The organism is Pseudomonas sp. P39-UII1, from assembly GCF_039672635.1.
Taxonomy (GTDB): domain Bacteria; phylum Pseudomonadota; class Gammaproteobacteria; order Pseudomonadales; family Pseudomonadaceae; genus Aquipseudomonas.
Map to the genome: position 1 here is coordinate 419,102 of NZ_JBDFPP010000002.1, position 13,240 is coordinate 432,341.

Annotated in this window: 11 protein-coding genes; all 11 read right to left on the reverse strand. The window is 66.7% G+C overall.

All coding sequences use genetic code 11. The features are described from left to right. Positions 1–13 precede the first annotated feature (13 nt). The 11 genes from ABEH27_RS04665 to ABEH27_RS04715 all read right to left on the reverse strand — a co-directional run bounded on the left by ABEH27_RS04665 (position 14) and on the right by ABEH27_RS04715 (position 13,072). Positions 14–508: a RidA family protein gene (locus tag ABEH27_RS04665; RefSeq protein ID WP_346612430.1), complete on the reverse strand. Its 495-nt coding sequence runs from the start codon at positions 506–508 to the stop codon at positions 14–16. Positions 509–527: 19 nt separating this feature from the next. Continuing rightward, complete coding sequence (locus ABEH27_RS04670; RefSeq protein WP_346612431.1) at positions 528–2,090, reverse strand: FAD-dependent oxidoreductase; 1,563 nt, start codon at positions 2,088–2,090, stop codon at positions 528–530. A gap of 379 nt (positions 2,091–2,469) precedes the next feature. Continuing rightward, on the reverse strand, positions 2,470–3,570 hold the full coding sequence (locus ABEH27_RS04675) for an LLM class flavin-dependent oxidoreductase (protein WP_346612432.1): 1,101 nt from the start codon (positions 3,568–3,570) through the stop codon (positions 2,470–2,472). Positions 3,571–3,600: 30 nt separating this feature from the next. Then, the gene (locus ABEH27_RS04680) at positions 3,601–4,935 is read right to left on the reverse strand and encodes an LLM class flavin-dependent oxidoreductase (RefSeq protein WP_346612433.1); all 1,335 of its coding nucleotides are present in this window, start codon (positions 4,933–4,935) and stop codon (positions 3,601–3,603) included. Between the two features lie 71 nt (positions 4,936–5,006). After that, the gene (locus ABEH27_RS04685; protein WP_346612434.1) at positions 5,007–6,629 is read right to left on the reverse strand and encodes an ABC transporter ATP-binding protein; all 1,623 of its coding nucleotides are present in this window, start codon (positions 6,627–6,629) and stop codon (positions 5,007–5,009) included. Beyond that, positions 6,626–7,540 (reverse strand): ABC transporter permease, encoded by a 915-nt coding sequence (locus ABEH27_RS04690; protein WP_346612435.1) that lies wholly within the window; start codon positions 7,538–7,540, stop codon positions 6,626–6,628. The genes ABEH27_RS04685 and ABEH27_RS04690 overlap by 4 nt, the downstream gene beginning before the upstream one ends. A gap of 1 nt (position 7,541) precedes the next feature. Continuing rightward, positions 7,542–8,492: an ABC transporter permease gene (locus ABEH27_RS04695; RefSeq protein ID WP_346612436.1), complete on the reverse strand. Its 951-nt coding sequence runs from the start codon at positions 8,490–8,492 to the stop codon at positions 7,542–7,544. Continuing rightward, positions 8,489–10,108: an ABC transporter substrate-binding protein gene (locus ABEH27_RS04700; protein WP_346612437.1), complete on the reverse strand. Its 1,620-nt coding sequence runs from the start codon at positions 10,106–10,108 to the stop codon at positions 8,489–8,491. The genes ABEH27_RS04695 and ABEH27_RS04700 overlap by 4 nt, the downstream gene beginning before the upstream one ends. Before the next feature lie 77 nt (positions 10,109–10,185). Further along, complete coding sequence (locus tag ABEH27_RS04705; protein ID WP_346612438.1) at positions 10,186–10,980, reverse strand: class II aldolase/adducin family protein; 795 nt, start codon at positions 10,978–10,980, stop codon at positions 10,186–10,188. A gap of 17 nt (positions 10,981–10,997) precedes the next feature. Then, a complete protein-coding gene (locus ABEH27_RS04710) occupies positions 10,998–11,942 on the reverse strand; it encodes a D-isomer specific 2-hydroxyacid dehydrogenase family protein (RefSeq protein ID WP_346612439.1) in 945 nt (314 codons plus the stop codon). Then, positions 11,939–13,072, reverse strand: a complete 1,134-nt coding sequence (locus tag ABEH27_RS04715) for an acyl-CoA dehydrogenase family protein (protein ID WP_346612440.1) — start codon at positions 13,070–13,072, stop codon at positions 11,939–11,941. The genes ABEH27_RS04710 and ABEH27_RS04715 overlap by 4 nt, the downstream gene beginning before the upstream one ends. Positions 13,073–13,240 lie beyond the last annotated feature (168 nt).

The window sequence follows — 13,240 nt, forward strand, 5'->3', positions numbered from 1 at the left end:
TCGGCGGGCGCGCTCAGGGCGCCTTGGCCGCGATCGCGTCGATTTCCACCAGCGCGCCCGGCAGCGGCAGCGCCACCACCTGGATGGCCGTGCGGGTCGGTGTGCGGGGCTGCTCGGCGGTGGCGAAAAATTCGCTGTAGGCCGCTTGCAGCCCGGTGAAGTCAAGGGCGCCGCCGTTGGCCGGGTCGCCCACCAGGAACACCCGCAACTGGACGATGTCGCCTAGATCCAGGCCCTGGCTTTGCAGCGCCGTGCGCAGCTTGTTCAGCACCGAACGGGTTTGGCTTTCGGTGTTGCCGAACGCCGCGATAGTGCCTTTGGGCGCCTTGGCGTCGGCCACATCCGGCAAGGTGCCGCTGACGAACGTCAGTTGGCTGCCGGCCGGCACGGTGACCAGTTGCGAGATGGGGAAGTTGGAGCCAGGCGGGGCGACCCGCTTGATGCTATCGGCATGGGCATTGAGGGTCAGCGACATGAGCACTCCGGCAAGCAGAAGAAGACGAGGCATGCTGTGGTTTCCTTGACGATCAGGCGGCTGCGCCGCGGGTGGCCTGGTTGGCATGGCGGGCGATCAGGCCGACAACCCGGCGGGCGGATTCGGCCGCGCTGTTCTGCCAGATGCCCACGCCGCCATGGGCGAGGGCATCGCTGGCCAGCCAGGTTCGGCCCTGGGGCTGGTTGAGCAGGTCGTAGCCAGGCTGGGCGACTTCGTCGTGGACGATCCACGGGGCTTCGCTGAAGGGGATCTTCGACCAGTTCACCACCACCGGCCGGCCCAGCTTGTGGCTGTGGCCCGGGTGCAGCGATTCCACCGCCTGGCGCGACGAGGCAACCTGGGCCTGCAGCGACTTGGTGGCAAACTGCTCGGCCACCAAGCCGGTGTTGTAGGTGGCGACCAACACACCTTGGGCGCTGTTGAGGTGGTCGCTGGGGTACCACAGGGTGCGTGCTTCGTGGTTGATGTAGCTGAGGCCGCCGTAGATCTGGTAATCCGTTTCCCAGAAGCGCGGTGATTGCCAGGCGACCTTGTTGGCCTTGTCGCCTTCGGCGGTGCCGATGGCCTGCTTGAATGCCGTGCTGAAATTGTTCGGCAGCCTCGCCAGCAAGGGCAGGGGCAGGGTGACGATGGCGTAGTCGGCCTGCTCGATGTGCTGCTGCCCGCTCTTGCGGTCACGCCAGACCACCTTGGCGCCGTTGTCAGTGGTTTCCACCCCCAGCACTTCGGCGCTCAGGCGCACGCTGTCCTTGACCTGGCGGTAGAACGCCTTGGGGATCTGGTCCATACCACCGACCGGCTGGAACATGGTCGAGGAGAACTCGGGGATCTCGTCGAACACCAGCGGCAGCAGCAGGTTGCTGTCGAGCAACTGGTCCAGGGGGACCGGCTGGCGCTGGACTGGTGTCTGGTCCCCGGCGCCGGCGAAGCGGCTATAACCGGCGCGCACCGAGCCGCGGTATTGCTGCTGGCTGTCGAGGTCGCCGTACACCTTGAGGAAGTCCAGCAGCGCCTTGCGCTGGCCGCTGCTGAGCTCGGCATCGAGGCTGTTGCGCTTGACACTGCGCGCCAGCAGCTCGCTGAAGTGCCCGCGGGTGTCGTTGACCGCCTGGCGCAGCAGCAGCGGTGGGCGTGCCAGGTCAGGCTGGGCCAGGGCGTTGCGGCTGCTGTTGACCAGCACCTGCAGCTCCACCCCCAGTTCGCGGCAGTAACCGAGGATGGTCAGGTGATGGCTTGGCAGGCGTGCGGCGCCAGCGTTGAAGAAGTGGCCTGGGTCGAACTCGACCGTTTGCGAACTGCCGTCGTTATGCTCGATGCGGTCGCCTTGGCGCAGGGTCCAGACTCGGCCACCGACGCGCTCACGGGCTTCCAGCACGGTGACCGAGAAGCCGGCCTTGCGCAGCTCGTAGGCGGCTACCAGGCCGGAAATACCGGCGCCGACAATCACTACGCGTTTGCCGTTGCCACCGTTGGCGGCCAGTTGCAAGGGCTCGAAAGTGGCGGCCAGGGCGTTCTGCCCCAGCGCGCCAAGGGCCGCTGAATAGCCGCCAATGGCGGCGAGGCGGGTGATCAGATCTCTACGGGACAATCCCATGTCGCATGCTCCGAAAAGGTTGAGTTCGGATGTGCGCAACGGGCAGGCGGATCGAAAGACGGACCGACAGCGGCTGGCACAAATCCATTTGCCTCCGCCATGTCGGGGTCGGTTGAAAGAACCTAATGGACTTTCGCACGGCTGTGAAAGGTTTTTTTGTTCTAAGTTAATTATGTTTATTGCTGATAATAGCCTGCTTTATAAATGCGATAACGTGATTTTGATGTAGTGTTGCCTGGGCAATGAAGGGCGCATGAAAGTTCACGACGAACACCCACGCGCCGTTGCACCAGGCCCGATGTGGGCTGGTGGTCTGAATATGGGTCAGGGAGGTCCGCAGGCCCCTTCGCGGCGCTAACCGTGAAAGGGCCGGTCCAGGTCAGGCGCTGCGGGTGGTGCGGCCATCTTGTTGCTGCGCAACCAGTGCGCGGATCCGTGGAATCAGTGTTTGCCCGTAGTCCACGGCATCGCGCAACTGGTCAAAACCCCGAAACAGGAAGGTGCTCACACCCAGTTGGTAATACGCCAGCGCCGCTTCGGCCACCTGCTCGGGGGTGCCCACCAGCGAGGTGGAGTTGCCGGCGCCACCGCCCAGCGCGGCGATCTCGGTCCACAGCCGGGTGTCGTGCACCTTGCGCTGGCTTGCCAGTTGCACCAGGCGTTCGGAACCGACGTTGCTCTTGCCGAAGTTCTTCTCGCGACGGCTGCCCTGGCGGATGCCGATGCGTTGCCTGGCGTCGGCCAGGATGCGCTCGGCCCGGGCCCAGGCCTCGTCTTCGGTAGCCCCCAGGATCGGCCGAAGCGACAGGCTGAAGCGGATGTGGTTCTCCCGGCCGTAGCGAGCCGCGGCCTTGCGTACCTGGGCAATGCGTTCGCGCACCTGCTCCAGGGGCTCGCCCCACATCATGTAGACATCGGCGTGCCTGGCTGCCACCTCCACCGCCGCATCCGAAGCACCGGAGAAGTAGACCGGCAGCTTGTCCACCGGCTTGACCAGGGTCAGGTTGTCCTCTACCCGGTAGTGCTCGCCGTGGTGGTCGAACGGCGTGGTCTGCGTCCAGGTCTTGTGCAGCACTTGCAGGTATTCGTCCGTGCGTGCGTAGCGGGCATCCTTGTCGAGGAAATCGCCGTCACGCTGCAGGTCGCCGCTGTCGCCGCCGGTGATCACGTTGATCGAGGCGCGGCCGCGGCTGAGCTGATCGAGGGTGGCGAACTGGCGGGCGGCGAAGGTCGGCGCCTGGAAACCGGGCCGATGCGCCACCAGCAGGCCGATGCGTTCGGTCACTGCGGCGACGTAACTGGCCAGGATCATCGCGTCCGGCGCGCTGGTATTGACCGCCAGCAGGGCCTTGTCGAACCCGGCGTATTCCTGGGCGTGGGCGAAGGCCTTGATGAAGTCCAGGTCAACCAACGGGCCACGTGGGGCTTGTGATTCGCTGCTTTCCTGAGGGCCGATGAGGCCAATGAATTCGAGGCTCATGCAGTGGAACTCCTTTTCGTCCAGGGCGGTTCAAGCGACCGCGGTCGGCTCGCGGCGCCGCGTGTTGCGGTTGGTCGGTACGCTCAGGCCGAAGCTGTCGCGCAAGGTGCGGCCGGTGTACTCGCTGCGCACCAGGCCGCGCGCTTGCAGCAGGGGCACTACCAGCTCGGTGAAGTACTGCAAACCATCGGGCAGCAGCGAATTGATGATGAAACCGTCGGCGGCGCGGTCCTCGAACCAGTCCTGCAGGGCATTGGCCACCTGTTCCGGGGTGCCGGTGAAGTCACGCCTCGGGCGCGAAAAGCGCAGTGCCAGTTGGCGCAGGGTCAGGCCCTCTTCGCGGGCCAGTTGCTTGAGCTGGTCGGCGGTACCCTTGTGGCTGTTGTCGCCGAGGGTGCCCAGGTCCGGGAATGGCGCATCCAGGTCGTGCTGGCTGAAGTCGTAGTCGTTGAACGGGCGGCCAAGGGCGACCAGGGCGTCCTCGATGCTCACCAGCTCGACGGCCTCCTGGTACCGGCGCTCTACCTCGGCCTCGTCGCGGCCGACGATGGGGCGGATGCCCGGCAGGATGAACAGCTGCTCCGGGTCGCGGCCATGGCGCGCAGCGCGCTGTTTCAGGTCCTGGTAATAGGCTCGGGCATCGCTGAACGACTCGGGGTTGACGAAAATCGCATCGGCGTTTTGCGCGGCGAAGTTGCGCCCATCCTCCGACACGCCGGCCTGGAAAATCAGCGGTTGGCCCTGGGGCGAACGCTGGATGTTCAGCGGGCCCTTGACCTTGAAAAACTCGCCCTGGTGGCCCAGCGTGTGCAGCTTGGTGGGGTCGAAGAACTCGCCGGTGCGCTTGTCGCGGGTGAAGGCGTCGTCTTCCCACGAGTCCCACAGGCCTTGGACGACATCGACATGCTCGCGGGCGATGCGGTAGCGCACGGCGTGGGGTGGGTGTTCTGCCTTGCCGAAATTGTCGGCGGTGCCCGATAGCCACGAGGTCACCACGTTCCAGCCGGCCCGCCCGCCGCTGATCAGGTCCAGCGAGGCGAACTGGCGAGCGACCTGGAACGGTTCGGTGTAGCTGACCGTGACCGTGGCTACCAGGCCGATGTGGGAGGTGACCGCCGCCAGCGCAGACAAAATGGTCAGCGGCTCGAAGCGGTTGAGGTAATGGGGGCTGGAGCGGGCATGGATGTGCAGGCTGTCGGCGATGAAGGCGAAGTCGAACTTCGCGGCCTCGGCCAGTTGCGCCTGCTGCTTGTAGAAACCGAAGTTGACGCTGGCGTCGGCCAGCGCCTCGGGGTGGCGCCATTCGCCCCAGCCGTGACCGACACCGTGGATCATTGCGCCGAGATGGATCTGTCGTTTGCTCACGTTCAATACCTCTTGCCAGATAATGTTCAATGTCTGTTGCGCACGGCACCACGTACCGCGCGGCACAACCGTCAAACCGCCACAGGCAGCACGCTGCGTGAATGCCCGGGTATCGCCTCGATCAGCGCCCGCGTGTAGGCGCTGGCCGGGCTGCCGAACACCTGCACCGCCGGCCCTTGCTCGACCACCTGCCCGCGCCGCAGCACCAGCACGTGGTCGGCCATGCTCGCGACCACCGCCAGGTCATGGGAGACCAGCACGTAGGCGATGCCCAGTTCGCGCTGCAGGTCGGCCAGCAGGGCGAGGATCTGTGCCTGCACCGATACGTCCAGCGCACTGACCGGCTCGTCGAGCAACAGCACCTCGGGCTCCAGGGCCAATGCCCGGGCGATCGCCACCCGCTGGCGCTGGCCGCCCGACAGCTCGCGCGGCAGGCGGTCGAGGAAGTGCACCGGCAGCTGCACCCGGGCGATCAGCTCGCGGGCCTTGCGCTCCAGCGCAGCGCCCTTGAGCAGGCCGAACGACACCAGCGGTTCGACGATGCTGTCGAACACCGTGAAGCGTGGGTCGAGTGCGGCGAACGGGTTCTGCTGCACCAGCTGAATACGCCGGCGCAGGGGCCGGAACTGCCGCCAACTGCAGGCGCTGACGTCGACACCGGCGAACTCCACACGCCCCTCGCTGGGCTTTTCCAGCCCAAGGGCGATGCGCAGCGCGGTGCTCTTGCCCGAGCCCGATTCGCCGACGATGGCCAGGGTCTGCCCGGCATGCAGCTCGAGGTTGAGGCCATGCAGCGCGGTAAAGTGCGCGTGCTGCCCGGGCAGCGCGAAGCGCTTGCCGACATTGCTCAGGCGTAACAGCGGTGTTTGCGCTGGCACGCCAGGCGGCCGTTTACGCGGCACGAAGGCGGGCGCTGCGTTGAGCAGGGCACGCGTATAGGGCTGCTGTGCGCCCCAGAGGATCTGCCTGGGCGAGGCATGTTCGACGAGCTCGCCCTGTTTCATCACCAGCAGGCGGTCGGCGCGGTCGCAGGCCATGCCCAGGTCATGGGTGATGATCAACAGCGAGATGCCGCGCTCGGCCACCAGCTGCTGCAGGTGGTCGAGAATGCGCCGCTGCACGGTCACGTCCAATGCGCTGGTGGGCTCGTCGGCGATGATCAGCCGGGGGTCGCCGGCCAGGGCGATGGCGATCAGCACCCGTTGGCGCATGCCGCCGGACAGCTCGTGGGGGTACTGGCGGGCGCGCAGCGGCGGCTCGTCGATGCCGACCTGCTCGAGCAGCGCCAGCACTTGTGCGTCCAGCCCCGGGTAACGCCGCCCGTCATGGGCGAGCAACAGCGCCTCGGCAATCTGCCGGCCGATACGCAGGGTTGGGTTGAGGCTGACCATCGGGTCTTGCGGCACCAAGGCGATGGTGCGGCCGCGCAGCTTACGCCTGACGCGCTCGCTGGCCTGCGCCACATCGATGCCATCGACCCTTAGCTCGCCCTGCTCGATGTTTGCGTTGGCCGGCAGCAGGCCGAGCAGGGCATTGGCCAGCGTCGATTTGCCCGAACCGGACTCGCCGACGATCGCCAGGGTTTCGCCCTGGGCCAGGCTGAACGACAACCGGCGCACGGCCTGGGTGCGTTGCCCGGCGAAGGTGTAACTGACACTCAGGTCACGCACCTGGATCAACTGTGGCTGGCTCATCGGGCATGCTCCTCGGCGCTGCGCGCCAGGTGGTTGAGGCTGAACACCACAGCCACCACGAACAGCCCCGGCAGCAGCGATACCCAAGGGGCGGTAATCAGGAAGTGCCGGCCGTTGGCGATCAGCGTGCCCCATTCCGCTGCTGGCGGTGCCGCGCCGAAACCGAGAAAGCTGAGGCCGGCGGTGGCCAGAATGGCCGCGCCAAAGTCCAGGGTGGCGAGCACCGCCACCGGGCCCCAGGCGTTGGGCAGCACATGGCGCAGCAGTGTGCGTACCCAGCTGGCGCCGCCCAGGCGGGCGGCCTCGACATAGGGCAGGGTCTTGATCCGCAGCACTTCGGCGCGGGTGGTGCGGGCAAAGCCCGGGATGATGCCGACACCCACAGCGACAGCCACCGGCACGGTGCCAAAGCCGATGGCAGTGACGATGGCCAAGGCCAGCAGCAGGCCGGGCAACGCCAGCAACACGTCGATCAGGCGCATCAACGCCGCGTCGACCCGCCCGCCGGCAAAACCGGCCAGAACGCCCAGGCCAAGGCCGCCAACCAGGGCGATGGTCACCGCCAACAGTGCCGCCAGCACCGACAGGCGCGCGCCATACACCACCCGGGTATACAGGTCGCGGCCCAACTCGTCGGTGCCAAACCAGTGCACCACGCTGGGGGCGCTGAGTTTGTCGGCGGGCGAGGTGGCGTAAGGGTCGAAGCTGGTGAGCAACTGCGGGGCCAGTGCCGCGAACAGGGCAAACAGTACGATCAACAGGGCCACGCTGAAGCCAGGCCGGCGTAGCAGTGGGGCCAAGGCCTGGTGCGCGCGCTGCAGGCGCGTGCGACGTTTCCAGGGCGTGGCGGGAGGCGCCATACCGCTGGTGTGCTGGGTGTCGATCGGGGTCAGGGGGATGTCGATGGTCATGTCAGCTCACCTTGGCCGTGTGGGTGATGCGCGGGTCGAGGTAGGGGTAGAGCAGGTCGACGATCAGGTTGACCAACACGAAGGCGGCGGCTGATACCGCAACGATCGCCAGCACCACCGGGATGTCCTGGCGCAGCACGGCTTCCTGGGCCAGGCGGCCAACGCCGTTACGCGAGAAGATGGTCTCCACCAGCACCGCGCCGGACACCGTGTTGCCGACCTGCAGGCCGACCAGGGTGAGCAGCGGCAAGGCCGCGTTGCGCAAGCCATGGCGCGCCTGCACCTGGGCCCGGCTCAGGCCTTTGGCGAAGGCGGTGGTGATGTAGGGCTCCTGCCACACGCCTTGAAAGCCGCGCTGCAGCACTTGGGCGTAAACCGCAGCGCTGGGGATCGCCAGGGTGATCGCCGGCAGCACAAGGCTGGCCAGGCCTTGGCTGCCGGTGGCCGGGAGCCAGCCAAGGGCGAAGGCGAACACCTGGATCAGCAGCAGGCCCATCCAGAACACCGGCACTGAAAAGCCCAGCGACGGCAGGCGCGCCAGTGCGGTCTTCAGCGGGCGCCATTGCAGGTAGGCGGTCAGGTAGGCCAGGCCGACCCCGGCCAGCAACGACAGCACAATGGCAGTACCTGCCAGCGCCAGGGTTTGCGGCAGCCGCTCGGCCAGCAGCGCGGTCACTGGCCTGCCGAGAGACAACGACTGGCCAAGGTCACCGTGCAGGGCGCGCCACAGCAGGTCGAAGTACTGCTCGAACAGCCCTTTGTCCAGCCCATAGTAGGTGCGGGCCTTGGCCAGGTCCTCCGGAGACAGGCCGTCGGCCTCCATGCCAGAGGCGCTGAGCATGATCGCCAGGGTATCGCCGGGCAGCATGTAAAGGATGAAATAGGTGACGGTATAGGCGCCCCACAACACCAACAGCGCTTGGCCGATGCGGCCGGTCAGGTAGCGCTTCATGGCTGGCCGACCTGGATGTCGCTGAACAGCGCGAAGCCTTCGGCGGTCCAGCGGAAGTCCTTGACCCGCGGCGCGGTGGCGGCTTGCCAGACGCGCTCATACAGCGGGAATGCCGAGGCCTCGTCGGTCAGCAGGTCCTGCAACTGGCCGTAAGCCTGGGCACGCTGCGGGTCGGCGGTGGCGGTGATGCCGCTGTCGAACAGCGCCTGGGCCTTGGCCAGGGTCTGCGGCTCGTAGGTGTTGGTAGCGACCGTGGCGCTGTTGGCCGCGCGTGGATCGAGGATGGTCTGCAGGATGATCGGGTCGGCGCGCGTCATGTAGGTGGACGTCAGGTCGTAGTTGCCAGCCGCGTTGCCGGCCACCCATTCGGCGCGGGTCAGCACATTCAGCTTGAGGTCGATGCCGACCTTGCGCAACTGGTCCTGCACCAGCACGTCACCGGCGCTTTCGGCGGGGGTGAGGTTGTAGCGCAGGGTCAGGCGTTGGCCGTTCTTGTGCCGGTAGCCATCCTCGCCCTTGTGCCAGCCGGCGGCGTCGAGCAGCTGCTCGGCGCCCTTGGGGTCATAGGCGAGCTTGTCGGCCTGGGGCTTGAAGTACGGCGTGGTCACGTCGTACACGCCGCTGACTACCGGGAACTCGGCGTTGTAGACGGTGTGTGCGTAGCTGGTGCGGTCGATGGCCTTTTGCAGCGCCAGGCGCACCTGGCGGTCACCCAGCAGCCGCTGGTTGCGGGTGTTGGGGTAGAGGTTCAGCGCCGGGCCTGGCAGCGAGCGGCTCTGGATGGTCGCGCCCTTGGACTGGAACAGCTTCAGGTCAACCTCCGAGAACGGGTTGCGCGGCCACAGGATGTCGGCCTTGCCCTGCAGGAACAGGCCGTTGCGCACGCTCTCCTCGGGGATGTAGCTGATGTCCACGGCATCCACATGGGCCGGGCCCTGGTTACGCATGTTGGCCGACGGCCAGGCATAGTCGGCACGCTTGACCAGGCGGGCGCCGACCTCGGGGGTGTAGTGTTCGAGGGTGAACGGGCCGGTACCGATGATCTTGCCCAGCGAGCGCTCTTGTGCGCTCAGCCGGTATGAGGCGGGCGCGAGAATCGCCAGGTTGGTGGTGGAGGTGGCCTGCAGAAAGCCTGCGTTGGGCCGCGACAGCACCAGCCGCACGGTGAAGTCGTCGAGCACCTCGGCGTGGTCGTAGCCGGCCAGGTAGGTGGCGCCAAAGGTTGCGGGCAGTTGGGTAGCGAAGGCTTTGTTGCTGTCGAAGGCGCTTTTCACGGCGTGGGCGTCAAAACGCTCGCCATTGCTGAAGGTGACGTCCTGGCGCAGGTGGAAGGTGTAGCTCAAGGCGTCGGCACTGACCTCCCAGCTTTTTGCCAGCCACGGGATGATGCGGCCGTTGTCCGGGTCCTGGTCGGTGAGCGACTCGGCGACGTTGCGCAGCAGTACCCGGTGTTCCAGCCAGTAGACCTGGAAGGGGTCGACGCTGACCAGGGTGGTGTTATCGCCCCAGAACGCGACGCTGAGGGTTTTGCCGGCGGTGCTGCCATCGTCCGGAGAGCAGGCGGTAAGGGCCAGGGCGAGGGCGCCGATGGCAAACAGGCGGTGCAGTGGGGGCATGGGGTGGTCCTTGATCGGAATGGTTTTGCCTGTACTGGCCTCTTCGCCGGCAAGCACAGGCGACAGCTGTGTTTGCTTCAGTCCTGGTAACCGCGGCCCTCACGGTCCAGCTGCCGTATCAATGCATCCCAGTGCCGCTGGATGCCTTCCCCCTTGCCATCGGAAAACCGCTTCGACTGCTCGTGCACCTTGGCAATTGCCGTCTGCGGTGCATGCAACAGCTGGTCATTGCCCCCGGCCTGGGCCGCCACCTGGATGTTGCAGGCACGCTCCAGCCCATGCAGTTCGCGGAACGCGTGTTCCACGCTGATGCCCCCGGTGAGCAGCCCGTGGTTGCGCAGGATGAGGATGTTGCTGTCGCCCAGGTTGTTCACCAGCCGCTGCTGCTCGTCCAGGTCCAGGGCCACGCCCTCGTAATCGTGGTAAACCACCCGGCTGTAGTAGGCCAGGGCGTGTTGGGAGATAGGGAGCAGGCCATCGCGCTGGGCCGATACCGCCGCACCGTCGCGGGTGTGGGTATGCAGCACGGCCTTGAGGTCGGGGCGGGCGCGGTGGATGGCGCTGTGGATCACGTAGCCGGCCTGGTTGATGCCCAGCCCCAGCGGGTCGTCGATGATCGTGCCGTCGACGTCGACCTTGACCAGGTTGGAGGCGCTGATCTCGTCGAACAGCAGGCCGAAGGCGTTGATCAGAAAGTGCTCCTCGGGGCCCGGGACGCGGGCCGAGAAGTGCGTGTAGATGTGGTCGGTCCAGCGGAACAGGGCGGCCAGGCGGTAGGCTGCGGCCAGCTTTACCCGCACCTCCCACTCTTCGGCGCTGACACGGTCGCGCACGCTAGGGGCGCTGGTGGTGACGGCAGACAGTGAACTCATGGTGTGCTCTCCGGTAATTAGTAGCCGCGTGCGGTGTCGACCAGGTTGGCCAGGGGCGCCTGCTCGCGGTAGCGGTGGAAGTTGGCGATGAAGGCTTCGAGGAAGGCCGGGTAGCCGTCTTCGGAAATGGCCGAGGTGTGCGGTGACAGGAACACCCGCGGGTGGTGATACAGCGGGTGGCCGGCGGGCAGCGGCTCGGGGTCGGTGACATCCAGGCTGGCGCGGCCGATCAGGCCGCTGTCAAGCGCCTCCAGCAACGCCTGCTGGTCGAGCAGCCCGCCACGGGCAATATTGATCAAGTGCAGGCCCGGTCGGGCATGGGCCAGCACCTCGCGGCCGACCAGGCCGCGGGTGGCAGCGGTGAGCGGGGCGGCCAGTACCAGGTGATCGCTGCCGGCGAACAGCTGTTGCAGGTCGGCGACGCGCACCACCCCGGGCACATCGGCGATGGCCTGGCCGGGGCGGCTCAGGGCGAGCACGCGCATGCCGAGCGCCACGGCCTTGCGCGCCAGGCTCTGGCCGATGCTGCCAAAGCCGAGAATGCCCAGGGTGCGGCCGCGCAGCGGTGCCAAGGGGGTAAGGCGCCAGTCGGCATCCTTGACCCATAACCCCGGCAGTTGCTTTGCAGCGGCGAACACCAGGGCCAGGGCGAACTCGGCCACGTGCTCGGCGTTGGCGCCCTTGCCGCTGGTGACCTGCGCCCCCTGGAATACCCAAGGGGGGTAGAAGTCGATGCCCGAGGACACCAGCTGCACCCATTTCAGGCCCCACGGCCAGCCCGGCGGCGGGCTGTCGACGCGCTGCCCGCGCACATTGATCGGGCGCAGGATGAACACATCGGCAGGGGCCTGCAGGGCCAGCTGGCCGGGGGCAATGTCGATGACTTGATGGTCCGGCAGGTGATCACGCAGGTGCTGGTTGGCCTGGGCGTCGAGCTGGCTGGCAATGATCGAATGGCTCATCCCCGAGCCTCCAGCAGCGCGGCGCGGCCGACCTGGCCGAACACCACGTCGTCCTGTGGCGTGTGGATGCGGCTGCAGAGCACGTCACGGTAGTGTCGCTCCAGCGGGTTGCGCCGCGACAGCCCGGGGTTGCCGGCAGCTTCGACTGCCAGTTCCACGGCCTGGATGGCGTTGGCGCTGACCAGGTGCTTGAGCTGCCCGGCATGCTGCGGCGCGACCTGCCCGCTGGCTGCGGCATCGAGCAGGCTCTGGTTGGCGAACAGCAGGGTGTCGATGCGCCCCAGCACCTCCTGAAAGCGCGGCAGGCTGGCCAGCGGCGCGCCCAGGTTGGAGGGTGCACGGTGCTTTAGAAAGCCCGCCAGCCAGTCGCGGGCAGCGCGGGCCACGCCGTCGTACACGGCCGGTAGCAGCACGGCCATCCACAACAGGCTCTCGCCATCGAGTTCGGCCTTTGGCGCGCTGGCAGGGCTGACGCTGACAGCGTGATCGAGGGGGATCAGTACCTCGTCGAAACGCACTTCATGGCTGCAGGTGGCACGCATGCCCAGGTGGTCCCAATCGTCGACGATGGTGATGCCGGGCGTGTCGCGGTGCACCAGGAAGCCGCCGACCAAAGGGTCGGCGTCGTCGCTGCGGCCCCACACCAGGTACCAGCTCAAGCCATGGCTGCCGGTGGAATAGATTTTGCGCCCGCTCAGGCGCCAGCCTTCGGCCGTGCGCCGCGCCACGGTGGCAGGCAGGCCGCCGCGGGCAGGGGTGCCGAGTGCCGGCTCGACGCGCAGGGCGTTGATCAGCGCGCCGTGTTGTACGGCATCGCTAGCCACGCGTTGGCGCAGGTGTTCGGGCCAACAGGCTTCGTTCTGCAGGCGAAAGTGCTGCAGGTACTGCATGACCAGAATCAGCGCGGTGGCCGGGTCGCCCTTGCCCACCGCGCCAATGACCCGGCGCGCACTGGCAAGGTCTGCGCCAGCGCCACCGAGGGCGCGGGGCACGGTGAAGGCGAGCAGGCCGTGGCGGTGCAGCAGGTCGAAGTTGTCCTGCGGGAAGCAGGCGCTGCGGTCATAGCGCTCGGCATTGGCCGCAAGGGCCTGTGTCAGCTCGGCAAGGGCGCTGTCGGAGGGGTGACTCATGGGGTTTCATCCCTGAATGACGGTGTGTTGGCTAAGACCGTATTCGTATGGATGAAGGCTGTAAAAGTCTTTTTGGTTCTATGCTAATTATTTATTTAAAGCATCTAGTTGCTATCGTGTTATGCGTAAATTGCATTTAGTGCTTGGGGCGCATGGCGCCCCGTCGGG